The following is a 14,769-nucleotide window of genomic DNA, read 5'->3' as shown; positions in this document are numbered from 1 at the left end:
TTGATAGTGTTTCGGTGGTTTTAGCGTCAGGGAAACGCCCGGTCCCATTCCGAACCCGGAAGCTAAGCTTGACAGCGCCGATGGTACTGCAACCGAAGGGTTGTGGGAGAGTAGGACACCGCCGAACTTACCTTCCGTACGGCCCGTTAGGATAGCCAGTTGGCTGCCCTAGCGGGCCGTACGTGTATGTCCAGACCAAGATTTTCCACGGCAGGAGGCCAGGTGTCCGAGTTCGGTCGACGAGACTCAAGCGATGATGGGTCCGGCCGGTCGGCTCGCCGGGACGAAGGCTCCCGGAGCCGGTCGGACGCACCCCGGGGGAACCCCCAGCGCGGTGCCCGGCAGGACCGAGGCGGCCGCGACGGTGGTTACCAGGGCCGGCCTCGCCGTGACGACCAGGGCGTCCGGGGTGGCGGCAAGCCGTCCCGCGGTGCCGACGGTCCCCGTGACCGCGATCAGCGCGGCGGATACGCAGGTCAGAGCCGTGACAGCGGCCGCGCGTCCAGCTCCAGCGACCGCGGTGGTTACCGCGACTCCGGCGACTCGCGTGACCGGGGAAGCCGGCCCAGTGGTGGCGGCACCCGGTTCTCCGGCGGGCCCGCTCGCTCGGGTGGCGGTGGCGGCCGTTACGAGGACCGCGGCGGCAACCGCTCCGGCGGGCGCTACGAAGGCTCGGGCAACCGGTCGGGCGGCGGCTCCGACGACCGCGGTGGCCGGCCGAGTGGCGGCCGCCCGCAGGGCAAGTCGTCCTTCGGTGACCGCAAGCCGCGCTGGGAAGACCGCAGCAGTGGCTCCGACCGCGGTCCCCGCACCGGCGGCTTCAAGTCGGACGACCGCGGCAGCTCGAGCCGTCGTGACGATGACCGTGGCCCCCGTACCGGTGGTTTCCGCTCGGATGACCGCGGCAGTTCGGCTCGCCGTGATGACGACCGTGGTTCCCGTTCCGGTGGTTTCCGTTCAGATGACCGTGGCAATTCGAACCGTCGTGATGACGATCGTGGGCCGCGCACGGGTGGATTCCGCTCGGACGACCGTGGCAATTCGAGCCGTCGTGACGATGACCGTGGTTCCCGCACGGGTGGTTTCCGGTCGGATGACCGCAGCAGCTCGGCTCGTCGTGACGATGACCGTGGCTCGCGTACCGGTGGATTCCGTTCGGACGATCGCGGCAAGAGCAGTTACCCCCGTCGGGATGACGACCGTGGGCCCCGTACCGGTGCTCCGCGATCGGATGACCGCGGTAAGGGCAGCTACGAGCGTCGCGACGACTCCCGTGGTGACCGTTCCGGCAGCTTCGACCGGAGCAAGAGCAGCTACCCGCGTCGTGACGACGACCGTGGGGCCCGCACTGACGATCGTGGCCGTGGTGGCTACGACAAGGGTGCTCGCTCCAGCGGTCCCCGTTCCGATGACCGCGGCTCGGCGCGTACCGGCGGGTTCCGGTCGGACGACCGCAAGGGCAGCTACCCGCGTCGCGATGACGACCGTGGTGCCCCTCGCTCGGACGACAGCGGCAAGGGCAGTTACGAGCGTCGTGACGACTCCCGCGGTGAGCGCACCGGCGGTGCCGACTCGCGTGGGGATCGTGGCAGCTACCAGCGTCGCGATGACGACCGCAAGCCCGGGACCTCCCGGGAGTCCGGCAGCTACCAGCGCCGGGACGACGACCGCAAGCCCGGCGGCTACCAGGGGCGCGACGAAAATCGCCGCACCGGTGGTTACCAGGGCCGCGACGACAACCGTGGCCCGCGCGACTCCGGCGGCCGGGACGACCGCGCCGGTGGGGGTTCCCGCGACACCGGCAAGCCGTTCGGCAACACCCGCGACGACAAGCGGCCCGCGCGCGACCACGGTGACCGCAAGGACCGTCCCGTGCGGCGGGAGTTCGAGCGCAAGGACAGCGTCCACCGCAACCCGCGGCCCGGCGTCCACTCCCCGCTCGACGACGAGGCCTTGGCGAAGGAGTTCCTGGAAGCGCCGGAGCTGCCCGAAGGCGTCGAGTTCTCCGACCTCGACGAGGAAGCCCGCCGCGAGCTGCGGACGCTGCCGAAGGCGCTGGCCGAGACCGTCGGGAAGCACCTCGTCGCGGCCGGCGGCCTGATGGACAGCGATCCCGAGGCCGCGCTCGAGCACGCCAAGTACGCCAAGGCCAAGGCCTCGCGCGTGCCGATCGTGCGGGAGGCGCTCGGCCTGGTCGCCTACAACTCAGGCAACTGGGCGGAGGCGCTGTCGGAACTGCGTGCCGTCCGGCGGATGACCCGCAGCGACGACCACATCGCGATCATCGCCGACGCCGAACGCGCGCTGGGCCGGCCCGAGCGGGCTCTGGACCTCGCGAAGGAGGCCGACACGACGAAGCTGGCGAAGTCCACGCAGGTCGAGCTGGCGATCGTCGCGGCCGGGGCGCGCCGGGACCTCGGGCAGATCAACGCCGCGGTCGTTTCCCTGCAGGGTGCGGACCTCAAGGCCGAGAAGCGCGACCCGTGGAGCGCGCGGCTCTTCTACGCCTACGCCGACAACCTGGTGGCGGCGGAGCGCAAGGACGAGGCCATCCGCTGGTTCCTCAACGCGGCCGAAGCCGACGCGGAAGACGAGACCGACGCGGCCGAGCGCGCCGCGGACCTCTCGAACGAAGGGCTCGAGCCGCCCAAGGCGGCGGAATCGGCCAAGGCGGCCAAGACCACCGAGGCGCCCAAGTTGACCGATTCGGCGAAGACCGCTGAAGCGGCCGGGACCGACGAGCCCACCAAGGCGACGCAGGCGAACAAGCCGGCCAAGGCGACCGACGCGGCCGAGACGACCGACGCGGCCAAGGACACCCAGGCGGCCGAGCCGGCGAAGGCGACTGAGGCGGCTAAGACCGCGGAGGCAACCGAATCGGCCGACGCGGCCGAGCCGGCCAAGGCCACCCAGGCGGACGAGCCCGTGAAGGCGACCGAGGTGGCCAAGAGCACCGAGGCAACCGACGCGGCCAAGGCGGACGAGGCAGCCGAGGTGACCGGTTCGGCCAAGAGCACCGAGACAACCGACCCGGCCAAGGCCGAAGCTGACAAGCCTGCGAAGGCTAAAGCTGACAAGCCGGTTCCGGCCGAAGGCGACGAGCCCGGCGCCACCGTCGAGTCGGATGACTGACAGCCTGCTGGCGGCCTACGACGCCGTCCTGTTCGATCTCGACGGCACCGTCTACCACGGCACCCAGGTGATCCCGGGTGCACCGGAGACGGTCAAGGCCGCTCGCGACCACGGGACGCCGGTGCGGTTTGTCACGAACAACGCGTCCAAGGCTCCGGCCGAGGTCGTCGAGCACCTCGTCGGCCTCGGCATGCCCGCCGATGTCGGCGAGGTGCACACCAGCGCCCAAGCCGGCGCCGTGTTGCTTCGCGAACGGCTCGCGCCGGGTGCCGAGGTGCTCGTCGTGGGCACCGAGTCGCTCGCCGTCGAGGTCGCCCAGGCCGGGCTGAAGCCCGTCCGGGAGAACGCCGAGAGCGTCCAGGCCGTCGTGCAGGGTCACTCGCCCGACAACACCTGGGCCGCGCTCGCCGAGGCGTGCCTGGCCATCCGGGCGGGTGCGCTGTGGGTGGCCTGCAACGTCGACGCGACGCTGCCCAGCGAGCGGGGCCTGCTGCCGGGCAACGGCTCGATGGTCGCCGCGCTGCGCACGGCCACCGACGTCGAACCGGTGGTCGCCGGGAAGCCGGAGCCGCTGCTGTTCGAGACCGCGGCGAAGTCGGCCGGTGCGGAGCATCCACTCGTCGTCGGTGACCGGCTCGACACCGACATCGCCGGTGCGGTCGCCGCGGGCATCGATTCGCTCGTCGTGCTCTCCGGCGTCGCGACGCCGAAGCAGCTGGTCGAGGCCATCCCGGCCGAGCGCGGCACCTACCTCGCGGCGGACCTCACCGCGCTCACGTCCACTCTCGAAGAACTGAAGATCGGGCCCCGGCCGGGCTGGTCGGTCGATGCCGGGGACGACGTCCTCACCGTCGACGGCGAAGGTGAGGACCTGGACCTGCTCCGGGCGCTCTGCCACATGGCGTGGGAGTCCGGCACGACGAAGGTCCAGGCCGACGGCGACGCCGCGAAGGCCGCGCTGGCGCGGCTCGGACTGGCCTGACTGATACCGTTCTTGACGTGCAGGATCACCCGTACCCCGTCCCGGGACCGCCGCCCGGTGCGTTCTCCGAGCAGACCGACCCGCGGGCCGGCATCGCCGAGGCCGTCGCCGGTCTGGACGACCTGGACGCGCTTCCGCTCACCGAGCACGTCGAGCGCTTCGACGCTGTGCACACCGAGCTGACCGTGGCCCTGTCCAGCATCGACAAGGTCTGACCAGGTGCCCAAGCGGGCCCGCCTCGACGCGGAACTGGTTCGGCGCGGCCTCGCCCGCTCACGCGAGCAGGCCTCGGCCCTGATCACCGGCGGCAAGGTCACCGTGCGCGGGATGGTCGCGTCGAAGCCCGCCACCGGTGTGGAGACCGACGCGCCCATCGTCGTGAAGGACGAAGACGACCCCGGCTGGGCTTCGCGTGGCGCGCACAAACTGCTCGGCGCGCTCGAGGCGTTCGGCCCGCTCGGCCTGGACGTCGAAGGCAAGCGCTGCCTCGACGCCGGTGCGTCCACCGGCGGGTTCACCGACGTGCTGCTGCGCGCCGGCGCCGCGACCGTGATCGCCGCCGACGTCGGCCGCGGCCTGCTCGACTGGCGGATCCGCACCGACGAGCGGGTCGTGGTGCTCGACCGCACCAACGTCCGCAACCTCACGCCGGACGCCCTCGGCGGCCAAGTCGATCTCGTGGTCGGCGATCTCTCGTTCATCTCGCTCAAGCTCGTGCTGCCCGCGCTCGTCGACTGCGTGCGCGAGGGTGCCGATCTGGTGCCGATGGTGAAGCCCCAGTTCGAAGTGGGCAAGGACCGGCTGGGTAGCGGTGGTGTCGTGCGCGACCCCGGGCTGCGCGCCGAATCGGTGCTGAACGTGCTCGACGAGGCCGCGAAACTGGGCCTCTCGCTGCGCGGGGTGACCGCCAGCCCGCTGCCCGGGCCGTCCGGGAACGTCGAGTATTTCGTGTGGCTCAGGAAAGAACACGTGGCCGAGTCCACTGTGGACGCGGTAGACAGGTCTGAGGCCGAGCGGCTCGTCCGAACCGCCGTCGAGGAAGGGCCCGCATGACCACCGAACGTGAAGTTCTCCTCATGGTGCACCCCGACCGGGAGGCCACCGGCGAGGCCGCGCGCGAGGTTTCCGCGCGCTTCGCCAAGGCCGGGATCCGGATCCGGGTGATCGAGGACGACGTCTGCGCGCTGATCAACCCGGACGAGCACGGCGTCGGCGCGTCCTGCACCGTCGTCGACCCGGACGACAACCCCGCCGCGGGGGTCGAGCTGGTGTTCGTGCTCGGCGGTGACGGCACGCTGCTGCGCGCGGCCGAGATCGCCCGCCCGGCCGGGGTGCCGGTGCTGGGCGTGAACCTGGGCCGTGTCGGGTTCCTCGCCGAGGCCGACTCGGACGCGCTGGCCGACACCGTGCAGCGCGTCGTCGACGGCGACTACCAGGTCGAAGAGCGGATGACGATCGACGTCACGGTCACCCACGGCGGGACCGAGCTGAGCCGGACCTGGGCGTTGAACGAGGCCAGCGTCGAGAAGAGCACGCGCGAGCGGGTGCTCGACGCGCTGATCGAGGTCGACGGGCGGCCGGTTTCGGCGTTCGGCTGCGACGGTGTGCTGTGCGCCACACCGACCGGTTCGACGGCGTACGCGTTTTCGGCCGGCGGGCCGATCATCTGGCCGGACGTGCAGGCGCTGCTGGTGGTGCCGAGCAACGCGCACGCGATGTTCTCGCGGCCGCTGGTCGTCTCGCGCGACTCGGTGATCACCGTCGGGATCGACCCGGACGGCTCGTCCGCGGTCCTGACCTGCGACGGCACCCGCAGCCACGACCTGCCGCCGGGTGCCAGGGTGCGGGTCACGTGCGGCAGCACGCCGGTGCGGCTGGTCCGGCTGTGGGACGGCCCGTTCACCGATCGCCTGGTGCAGAAGTTTGCCTTGCCGGTGAAGAGCTGGCGCGAGCGGCACGCCCGCCCGAACGAGTAACGGCGCGAACGGCCCGTTCGGCGCTTTATTCGAACATATCGGCGACTCGCCGGGCCGCCGGGTGCGCGGAGTGTCGGTGGGGGCCGCTACGGTAGGCGGCGTGCTGGCCGAGATGCGCATCCAGGGCCTCGGAGTCATCGAGGACGCCCTGCTGGAACTGCACGCGGGCTTCACCGTCGTCACCGGTGAGACGGGTGCCGGGAAGACCATGGTCGTCACCGGGCTCCACCTGCTCTCCGGGGGCCGGGCCGAGGTCTCGAAGGTACGAACGGGAATGCTCAAGGCGTTCGTGGAAGGACGGTTCACCTATTCGGGCGTCGAAGGCGCCGAACGGATCGTCACCGACTCCGGTGCCGACGTGGACGAGGACGGCAGCGTCATCGCGTTGCGGGCCATCGCCGTCGACGGCCGGTCCCGGGCCCACCTGGGCGGCCGGTCGGTGCCGGTCGGCGTGCTCGCGGAGCTGTCCGAACAGCTGATCGCGGTGCACGGGCAGAACGACCAGCTGCGGCTGCTGCGCCCGGCCGAGCAGCGCGCGGTGATCGACCGGTTCGCCGGCGACGCCGTCACCAAACCGCTGCGCGCCTACCAGGAGATCCGCTCCGAGTGGCTGGCGGTGATCGCCGAGCTGACCGAGCGGTCCACCCGCTCCCGCGAGATGGCCCAGCAGGCGGACCTGCTCAAGCACGGGCTCACCGAGATCGACGCGGTCGAGCCGACCCCGGGCGAGGACGTCGACCTCACCGCGCAGATCAAGCGGCTCGCGGCGGTCGACGAGCTGCGGGCGACCGCGACCGAGGCACACATCGCCGTCTCCGGCTCGGCCGAAGGCGATCCGGACGCCCCGGGCGCCATGGGCCTGGTCTCCGAGGCACTGCGGCGGTTGTCGACGTCGGAAGACGGCGTGCTGCGCGAGCTGGCGCCGCGGCTGGAAGAGGCGTCGGTGCTGCTGGCCGACGTCGGGGCCGAGCTCGGCGGGTACGTCGAGACGCTCGACGCCGACCCGGCGCTGCTGGAGAAGGTGCTGGCCCGCCAGGGTGACCTCAAGCGGCTGACCCGCAAGTACGCGGCGGACGTCGACGGCGTGCTCGCCTGGGCCGAGGACGCCCGGCGCCGCCTGGAGACCATGGACACCTCGGAAGAGGCGCTGGCCGAGCTGGCGATGCGGCGCGACCAGCTCGCGGTGCAGCTGGCCACCCACGCCGTCGAGGTTTCGGCGGCCCGGGAGAAGTCCGCCGCCGAGCTGGCGGCGGAGATCACCCGGGAGCTGTCCGGCCTGGCGATGGGCCAGGCCGCGATCGAGGTGACGGTCGAGCAGCGCCCGGCCGAGCACGGCGACACGCACGCGCTGGCCATCGACGGCCACGCGGTGCACGCGGGCGCGGACGGCATCGACGACGTCGAGCTGCTGCTGCGGGCGCACGACGGCGCGCCGCCGCTGCCGGTGCACAAGGCCGCCTCGGGCGGTGAGCTGTCCCGGGTGATGCTGGCGATCGAGGTCGTCCTCGCGCACGCCGACACGGTGCAGACGCTGGTGTTCGACGAGGTCGACGCCGGCGTCGGCGGCCGCGCGGCCATCGAGATCGGCCGCCGGCTGGCGCGGCTCGCGCGGACCCACCAGGTCCTCGTGGTCACGCACCTGCCGCAGGTGGCCGCGTTCGCCGACCAGCACCTGGTGGTGGACAAGGGTCACACCGGCGGGGTGACGCGCAGCGGGATCAAGAACCTGAGCCAGGGCGACCGCGTCAGCGAGCTGGCCCGGATGCTCGCCGGCATGGACAACGAGACGGGCCGCGCGCACGCCGAGGAACTCCTGGCGACGGCCGAGAAGGACAAGACCGAGTTCGAGCCGAAACGCAAGCGGGCCAAGAAGAAGTAGCGCGCGTCAGCCGTCCAGGTCCGCGTTGATGCCGCGGAACACGTCCGCGAGCACGCGGGCCTGCTCACGGCTCACGTGCTTGGCGAAGTGGCGTTCGACGCCCCGGACGTGCGTGGGCCACGCCTCTTCCAGCGCCGCCAGGCCCGCCGGCGTCAGGATCACCAGGGTGGCCCGGCGGTTGCCCGCGTCGACCTCGCGCCGCGCGTAACCGTCGCGCTCGAGGCCGTCGACCAAGCGGGTCAGCCCGCTCGCGCTGTGCACCAGGGCGTCGGCCAGGTCCTTCATGTGGAACCGCTGCTCCGGCGCCTCCGAGAGCTGGACCAGCGCGTCGTACGTGCGGTGCGACATCCCGTGCGCGGCGCGCAGGTCCGCGTCCAGCACCCGCAGCAGCAGGGCCGACGAGCGCAGGAAGCCGCGCCACGCGGCGTCGTGTTCTCGGGACAGGCTCACCCCGGGAATAGTACTCGTGCGAACAGTTGTTGTGCGGACTGTTCGCTTGCGAAGAAAGGACGCCCGATGCGCGCAGTGGTACTCCGGGAACCCGGCCCGGTCGAGAACCTCGAACTGAAGGACATCCCGCTGCCCGAGGCGAAACCGGGCTGGGTCCGGATCGCCGTCAAGGCGTTCGGGCTCAACCGTTCCGAGCTGCACACCCGCCTCGGCCTGGCCGACGGCGTCACGTTCCCGCGGGTGCCCGGCATCGAGGCCGTCGGCGTCGTCGACGCCGCGCCGGACGGCGGTTTCGAGGTCGGGCAGCAGGTCGCCACGATGATGGGCGGGATGGGCCGCACCTTCGACGGCGGTTATGCCGAGTACACGCTCGTCCCGCGCGAGCAGGTCGTGCCGTTCCGCTCGGACCTGCCGTGGGAGGTGCTCGGCCAGGTCCCGGAGACGCTGCAGACCGCGTTCGGCTCCCTCACCACCGGCCTCGACCTGCGGGAAGGCCAGACACTGCTGATCCGCGGCGGGACGTCCGCGCTCGGCTTCGCCACCGCAACGGTCGCCCGCGACCTCGGCGCCACCGTCTTCGCCACGACCCGGCAGCGGGACCGCCTGGACACCCTGGCCGCACACGGCGTCGAGCACCCGCTCCTGGACGACGGCGACGTCGCCGCGCAGGTCCGGGCGATCGCCCCCGACGGCGTCGACGCCGCTCTCGAACTCGTCGGGACGCCGACCCTGCCGGACACCCTCACGGCCGTCCGCGTGCACGGCACGGTGTGCTTCACGGGCATGCTCTCGAACCAGTGGACAATCAAGAATTTCTATCCGATCGGATACCTTCCCGCCGGTGTGCGCTTGACCGCTTATGGTGGTGAGGCGGACGATCTGCCCGCATCGGTTCTCCAGCGGTACCTCGACCGGATCGCCGTCGGCGGCGTCAGCCTCGGCCCGGCCCGGGTCTACCCGATGGAGGCGATCCGGCAGGCGCACGACGACCTGGAGCACAACCGGACGGCGGGCAAGCTCGTCGTGCTGACCGGCCGAGTGGAGGGAGCCGCCCCTTGATCCTGCCGCCACCCGCCGACGTCGAAGCGCAGCTGGCCGCCGCCCGCCGGGAGGGCGACCTCGACACCTACCTCGGCCTGCTCGCCGGGGAGGAACTGTTCGTCCCCATCCGGCGGGCCGACGCCGAAAGCATCCTCGAGGACCGCGCCGAGACCTTCCCGAACGTCTACCACGAGACCGGTGGTGACGAGTTCCTGCAGGTCTTCACCCGCGGCGCGCTGCCCGACCTCGGGCCGGACGTCGTCGTGATGAGCGGGGCGCTCGACTGGGCGGTCGACGGCGTCGGGCGCCACGAGCGGGTCGTGTTCAACCGCGGCACCCGGGGCGAGTGGCGGCTGCCGGGCGCGACGCTGCAGCCGTGGCTGGACGCGCACCTCGACGACGTCACGCCGCTGGAAGAGCAGGTCGAGCGGCTGATCACCGCGCCCTACGGGCACCTCGAAGGACCGATCGCGCACGCGCTCGCCTGCGGGGCGCACCTGGCCGTGCTGAACGCGGCGCCGTGGAACCTGCTCGACGCGCGCTACCACGACTACGTGGCCGAGGTCCGCGGCCTGCGCGACTGGTGGGGCGTGGCCGACCCGCCGGCCTGGCGCGCCACGATGGGCGACCTCGTCGGCGACGGCTACGCGCTCACGCCCGGCAACCTGGTGCTGATGCTGCGCCTGCGGTTCGCCGCCGAGTCCGGGCTGCGCGACGGCGAGTTCGACCCGCTGACCTGGGCGCAGCTGGTGGGCCGGTGGTGCGCGGAGAACGACGCCGAAGACCAGGCCGACGAGCTGCGCGACACCGTGCGCCGGGTGTCGCGCTACGAGCAGCGCTTCCGCGCCGACGGCCTGCTCGACGACGGGGGTTTCGTCACGACGGCGCTGTCCTGGGACGTCGGGCGCGCGGTCAACATCGCGCGCTGGGGGCTGGCCGCCGGATACTGCGACGCGCTCACCGCCGAGCTGATGGTCCTGGAGGCCGGCTCGCTCGCGCGTCGCTACCACCAGTCATGGGCCGACCTGTCGGCGGGCTACCTCATGGGGCGGGTGCTGCACAGCCGGGACGACGAGTTCGGCGAGTGGTACCCCGCCGCCGTGCGGGTCCACCACCAGCTCCTTCAGGACCCGGGCAGTCCCTGGGTGAACCTCGATTTCGGGTCTCTTTCGGAGGAGTCCGACGCCTGATCGAGAACTTGGGCGCGGCGTGGCTCACCACAACGAGTCACCTCTGCTACGGCGTGGCGTGCGCAGTCCCACGAGCAAATTTGTCACCATCGGCCACATGAAGCTCACCGGGCTGCTCACGCGGAACTCCGAACCCCTGCCGGGCATCACCGGGGTCGCCAGGGTCGACCGCCGCACCCGGGAGCTGCTGCGCCGGATCAGTCCGGGCGACATCGTCGTGCTCGACCAGCTGGACCTCGACCGCGCGACGGCCGACGCGCTCGTCGACGCCGAGGTCGCCGGCGTGGTCAACGCGTCGCCCTCGATCTCCGGCCGGTTCCCCAACCTGGGCCCCGAGATCCTCATCGCCGCCGGCGTCCCGTTGGTCGACTCGGTGGGCGGCGAGCTGCTGCGCTCGATCAAGGACGGCACGAAGCTGCGGCTGCTCGACGGCGTCGTGTACGTCGGCGAGCGCCAGGTCGCCTCCGGCATCGAGCAGACCGCCGACAGCGTCGCGGACCAGATGATCGAGGCCAAGGCCGGGATGTCGACGCAGCTGGAGGCGTTCTCGGCCAACACCATCGAGTTCCTCCGCCGCGAGCGCACCCTGATCCTCGACGGCGTCGGCGTGCCGGAGCTGAAAGTGCAGCTGCGGGACCGGCACGTGCTGGTCGTCGCGGGCGGCAACGGGCACGCCGAGGACCTCAAGAAGCTCAAGAAGTACATCGCCGAGCACCGGCCGGTGCTGATCGGCGTCGACGCCGGCGCCGACACCCTGCGGGCGCAGGGCCACCTGCCGGACGTCATGGTCGGCGACCCGACCGGGATCGGCACCGCGACGCTGCGCAGCGGCGGCGAGGTCGTGGTGCCCGCGCAGCCGGACGGGCACGCCCCCGGCGTCGAGCGGATCCAGGACCTCGGCATCGGCGCGGTGACGTTCCCCGCGTCCGGCAACGCCGAGGACCTCGCGCTGCTGCTGGCCGACGCGCACGGCGCGACCCTCGTGGTCACGGTCGGTTTCCAGGCCACCCTGCGCGAGTTCCTCGACCACGGCCGGTCCGGTTCGAACCCGTCGACGTTCCTCACCCGCCTGAAGCTCGGCACGAAGCTCGTCGACGGGAAAGCGGTGGCGACGCTGCACCGCAGCCGGGTCTCGATCGGCGCGGTCGTCCTGCTCGTGCTCGCCGCGGTCGTGGTCGTCGCCGCGGCCCTGCTGGTGTCCGACGTGGGCTCGGTCTACCTGGACTGGCTCCGGCACACCTGGAATTCGCTCGCTGCCTGGGTCAAGGGATTGTTCACGTGATTTCGCTTCGCTACCACGTAGTTTCCATCGCCGCCTGCTTCCTGGCCCTCGCCGTCGGCGTCGTGCTCGGGTCGACGGCACTGAACGGCTCGCTGCTTTCGGGGCTGGCGGGGGAGAAGAAGGACCTGGGCAGCCAGGTCTCCGACCTCGAAGCCCAGCGCAACGCGCTCACCGCCCGGCTCGCCGACGCGGACGCGTTCGCCGGCGCCATGGGGCCGAAGGTCGTCGCCGGGGTGCTGGACAAGCGCACGGTGGTCCTCGTGACCACCGAGGAGGCGCGCCCGGCCGACCGGGACGCGCTCAAGCAGCTGATCGGCCAGTCCGGCGCGACCGTGACCGGCGAGGTGCAGCTGACGGCCGCGTTCGCCGATCCCGAGAAGGCCGACCAGCTCCGCGACGTCGTCACGCGGCTGCAGCCGGCCGGGTCGAAGTTCCCGACCGCAGGTGACTCCGGCACGCTCGCCGGCGCGCTGCTCGGCTCGGTGTTGTTGCTGGACAAGGCGTCCGCCAAGCCGCAGTCCTCGGGTGAAGAGCTGGCCGCGGCGCTGGGCGGGCTCACCGACGGCGGGTTCGTCAAGGCGGGCCAGGACGTCAAGCCGGCGCAGCTGGCCGTGGTGCTCACCGGCGCGCAGGCGACCGGCGACGGCGCGGGCGACCGGGCGGCCACGATCGCGCGGTTCACCACCCAGCTCGACCGCACCGGCGCGGGCACCGTGCTCGCGGGAGACGCCGGTTCAGCCGAAGGCACCGGCGCGCTCGGCGTCGTCCGCGCGGACACTTCGGCGACGTCGATCCTGTCCACTGTGGACAACGTGGACACCTCCGCCGGGCGGGTGAGCACCGTGCTGGCGCTGAAGGAACAGCTCGACGGCGCGGCCGGCCGTTACGGCATCGCGGGCAACGCCCAGGCGCCCGCGCCGGGCGTCACCAGCCCCACCGGCAACTGACGTCGTGAGTGTTTAGGGCGGTTCTAACCGCCCTAAACACTCACGACAAGCCGCGGCAGACTGCTCAGCTGGCCAGCCAGAGCGCCGGGACGTTCGGCGGTTCCCAGCCCACCAACGAGGTGTGGGCCTGGCGGCACGTGTACGTGACGCCGTTGTAGGTCACCTTCGCGCCCGTGGCGTACGCCGTGTTCGGCGCCCACGCGGGGACCGACGGCGGCGTGGTGGGCGTGGTCGTCGGCGGAGTGGTGGGTGTCGTGGGCGTGGTCGGGGTGGTGGGGGTCGTCGGGGTGGTGGGTGTGGTCGGGGTCGTCGGGGTGGTGGTCGGCGGCGGCGTCGAGCAGTTCGGCGTCGACGCGGCCAGGCCGTTGACGACGGCGTGGAAGAGCGTCGAACCCGGGTCCAGGTCGTAGAGCGAGAACATCATCGCGCCGCCGAGGCCGGTGCAGTGGATGTAGTCGGTGCGGGCCTTGATCGACTGCGCGGACGAGCCGCCGAAGAAGTTCGTCCCGTCGTAGAACCAGGCCGACTGCGTGACCGGGTCCCAGAAGGTGTCGGCCGGGTTGTCGACGATGCCGGAGAGTTCCTTGTACATCGCCACGCCCGGCACGTTGCCGCTCAGCGTGTGTCCCGCCGACGGCCCCGAAGCCGACTGGTAGAGGCCGTGGTTCGAGCCGGCCGGCACGCCGGTCCAGCCGCGGTAGTAGAACGGGATGCCCAGCGTCAGCTTGCTCGCGGGGAACCCGCCCGCGATGCCGTACGCGCTGTTGCCGTGCAGGTAGTCCTTGATCACCGAGTCGGTCGTGTACTTCTCCGTGCCCGGCGGGATGGTGCCCGACGGGTCGCTCGGCGAGGAGTACAACGGGTCCTGGAAGTTCGTCGGCCCGGTGGCGTCCCACGCGCCGTGCATGTCGTAGGTCATCGCGTTGCCGAAGTCCAGGTACTGGCCGATCTTGTCGGTCTGGATCTTCGCGATCTTGTCCTGCCCGCCCGGCAACGCGGCCGACAGCGCGTAGTGCTTGCCGCCCAGCGCGTCCAGCTCGGTGCGGAACTCCGCCAGCAGCGCGGTGTAGTTCGCGGTGTCGGCGGCGCTGTAGTGGTTGCCGACGTGCCCGGTCGGGGACCCCGGGTACTCCCAGTCGATGTCCACGCCGTCGAAGATGCCCGCCGCGGTGCCCGGGCCGCCGTAACCGCCGGAGGCCGGGATGTTGCCCTTGATGAACATGTCCAGGCACGAGCTGACGAACTTCTTGCGCGACGCGTCGGTCGCGGCGGCGTCGGAGAAGTACTTCGAGTACGTCCAGCCGCCGATCGACAGCAGCACCTTGAGGTTCGGGTGCCGCGCCTTCAGTTCCTGCAGCTGGTGGAAGTTGCCGACGATCGGCTGGTTGAAGGTGTCGGCGGTGCCGTCGACGCTGATGTCGGAGCCGAAGGACTTCTGGTAGTCGGCGAACTGGTCCTCGCCGCCGTCACCGGCGTTCGGGTCGGTCTCGCCGCCCGGGTCGGGCGTGGTCGCCTTCGACGCCTCGAAGCAGGTGTGGTTCGTGGGATCGATGTTCTCGAAGTCGTAGAGCAGGTAGTCGAGGTTGCCGGCGATCGCGTCGACGTTCTTCAGGTAGTAGGCGTTCTGGTAGATGCTCCACTGGTCGAAGTAGGCGATCCGGACCCCGCCGGACGTGGCGGCGGCCGCGGGTGGCGCGGCCGGGCCGGCGACCGTGAGCGCGCCCACGACCAGGGCGGCCGCGGCGGCGGCGAACATCGCCAATCTTCGGGAAACCCTCTGCATGCTGTCTCCTCGCGCAGGCGGACGGCCCCCTCCCGGGCCGCGTCGGCGCGAGAGGGGGCGGTACGCGATGGTCTTCACGAACAGGTGCCGGCCCGTTCATGAATGTG

General features: G+C 71.6%; 13 protein-coding genes and 1 rRNA gene. 11 read left to right on the top strand and 3 right to left on the bottom strand.

The genetic code is table 11. The features are described from left to right. Positions 1 to 10: 10 nt before the first annotated feature. A 5S ribosomal RNA gene (rrf, locus tag ACLJQZ_RS45150) occupies positions 11 to 127 on the top strand. An 830-nt stretch (positions 128 to 957) separates the two neighbouring features. On the opposite strand, the gene ACLJQZ_RS45145 is transcribed toward rrf, so the two are convergent. Beyond that, a complete protein-coding gene (locus ACLJQZ_RS45145; protein WP_410627540.1) occupies positions 958 to 1,908 on the bottom strand; it encodes a hypothetical protein in 951 nt (316 codons plus the stop codon). On the opposite strand from ACLJQZ_RS45145, the gene ACLJQZ_RS45140 reads away from it, so the two are divergent. From ACLJQZ_RS45140 to recN, 6 genes are all read left to right on the top strand, one after another. Continuing rightward, positions 1,873 to 3,132: a hypothetical protein gene (locus ACLJQZ_RS45140; protein WP_410627539.1), complete on the top strand. Its 1,260-nt coding sequence runs from the start codon at positions 1,873 to 1,875 to the stop codon at positions 3,130 to 3,132. The two genes, ACLJQZ_RS45145 and ACLJQZ_RS45140, sit on opposite strands and share 36 nt — an antisense overlap. Beyond that, entirely contained in the window at positions 3,125 to 4,114 is a 990-nt protein-coding gene (locus ACLJQZ_RS45135; protein ID WP_410627537.1) for an HAD-IIA family hydrolase, read from the top strand. Before ACLJQZ_RS45140 ends, ACLJQZ_RS45135 begins: the two co-directional genes overlap by 8 nt. Positions 4,115 to 4,131: 17 nt before the next feature. After that, positions 4,132 to 4,329, top strand: a complete 198-nt coding sequence (locus tag ACLJQZ_RS45130) for a hypothetical protein (RefSeq protein ID WP_247053991.1) — start codon at positions 4,132 to 4,134, stop codon at positions 4,327 to 4,329. Positions 4,330 to 4,333: 4 nt separating this feature from the next. Further along, positions 4,334 to 5,167, top strand: a complete 834-nt coding sequence (locus ACLJQZ_RS45125; RefSeq protein WP_410627535.1) for a TlyA family RNA methyltransferase — start codon at positions 4,334 to 4,336, stop codon at positions 5,165 to 5,167. Next, positions 5,164 to 6,090: an NAD kinase gene (locus ACLJQZ_RS45120; RefSeq protein ID WP_410627533.1), complete on the top strand. Its 927-nt coding sequence runs from the start codon at positions 5,164 to 5,166 to the stop codon at positions 6,088 to 6,090. The genes ACLJQZ_RS45125 and ACLJQZ_RS45120 overlap by 4 nt, the downstream gene beginning before the upstream one ends. 100 nt (positions 6,091 to 6,190) lie before the next feature. Then, complete coding sequence (gene recN, locus ACLJQZ_RS45115; RefSeq protein WP_326951156.1) at positions 6,191 to 7,969, top strand: DNA repair protein RecN; 1,779 nt, start codon at positions 6,191 to 6,193, stop codon at positions 7,967 to 7,969. A 6-nt stretch (positions 7,970 to 7,975) separates the two neighbouring features. On the opposite strand, the gene ACLJQZ_RS45110 is transcribed toward recN, so the two are convergent. Further along, positions 7,976 to 8,419 carry a MarR family winged helix-turn-helix transcriptional regulator gene (locus ACLJQZ_RS45110; protein ID WP_410627531.1) on the bottom strand — a complete coding sequence of 148 codons (444 nt, stop codon included), beginning with the start codon at positions 8,417 to 8,419 and terminating at the stop codon, positions 7,976 to 7,978. A gap of 66 nt (positions 8,420 to 8,485) precedes the next feature. Here ACLJQZ_RS45110 and ACLJQZ_RS45105 point away from each other — a divergent pair, with 66 nt between their 5' ends. The 4 genes from ACLJQZ_RS45105 to ACLJQZ_RS45090 all read left to right on the top strand — a co-directional run bounded on the left by ACLJQZ_RS45105 (position 8,486) and on the right by ACLJQZ_RS45090 (position 12,879). Then, positions 8,486 to 9,478: a zinc-binding alcohol dehydrogenase family protein gene (locus ACLJQZ_RS45105; RefSeq protein WP_410627529.1), complete on the top strand. Its 993-nt coding sequence runs from the start codon at positions 8,486 to 8,488 to the stop codon at positions 9,476 to 9,478. Further along, the gene (locus ACLJQZ_RS45100; RefSeq protein WP_410627527.1) at positions 9,475 to 10,650 is read left to right on the top strand and encodes a DUF1266 domain-containing protein; all 1,176 of its coding nucleotides are present in this window, start codon (positions 9,475 to 9,477) and stop codon (positions 10,648 to 10,650) included. The genes ACLJQZ_RS45105 and ACLJQZ_RS45100 overlap by 4 nt, the downstream gene beginning before the upstream one ends. A gap of 97 nt (positions 10,651 to 10,747) precedes the next feature. Further along, positions 10,748 to 11,932, top strand: coding sequence for a putative cytokinetic ring protein SteA (gene steA / locus ACLJQZ_RS45095; protein ID WP_247053978.1), 1,185 nt, complete (start codon positions 10,748 to 10,750; stop codon positions 11,930 to 11,932). Further along, a complete protein-coding gene (locus tag ACLJQZ_RS45090) occupies positions 11,929 to 12,879 on the top strand; it encodes a copper transporter (RefSeq protein WP_410627524.1) in 951 nt (316 codons plus the stop codon). Before steA ends, ACLJQZ_RS45090 begins: the two co-directional genes overlap by 4 nt. A gap of 64 nt (positions 12,880 to 12,943) precedes the next feature. On the opposite strand, the gene ACLJQZ_RS45085 is transcribed toward ACLJQZ_RS45090, so the two are convergent. Then, positions 12,944 to 14,662, bottom strand: a complete 1,719-nt coding sequence (locus ACLJQZ_RS45085) for a glycosyl hydrolase family 18 protein (RefSeq protein WP_410627522.1) — start codon at positions 14,660 to 14,662, stop codon at positions 12,944 to 12,946. Between the last annotated feature and the right edge of the window lie 107 nt (positions 14,663 to 14,769).

This window comes from Amycolatopsis sp. cmx-8-4 (genome assembly GCF_046548675.1).
Taxonomy (GTDB): Bacteria; Actinomycetota; Actinomycetes; order Mycobacteriales; family Pseudonocardiaceae; genus Amycolatopsis.
Note: the sequence above shows the minus strand (reverse complement) of the source record. Positions and strands in the feature narration are given on the sequence as shown.

Bases quoted from the DNA above. Each gene is read 5' to 3' on its own strand.
- ACLJQZ_RS45085 (WP_410627522.1), bottom strand. From the start codon at position 14,662: ATGCAGAGGGTTTCCCGAAGATTGGCGATGTTCGCCGCCGCCGCGGCC.
- steA (WP_247053978.1), top strand. From the start codon at position 10,748: ATGAAGCTCACCGGGCTGCTCACGCGGAACTCCGAACCCCTGCCGGGC.
- ACLJQZ_RS45120 (WP_410627533.1), top strand. From the start codon at position 5,164: ATGACCACCGAACGTGAAGTTCTCCTCATGGTGCACCCCGACCGGGAG.
- ACLJQZ_RS45105 (WP_410627529.1), top strand. From the start codon at position 8,486: ATGCGCGCAGTGGTACTCCGGGAACCCGGCCCGGTCGAGAACCTCGAA.
- ACLJQZ_RS45135 (WP_410627537.1), top strand. From the start codon at position 3,125: ATGACTGACAGCCTGCTGGCGGCCTACGACGCCGTCCTGTTCGATCTC.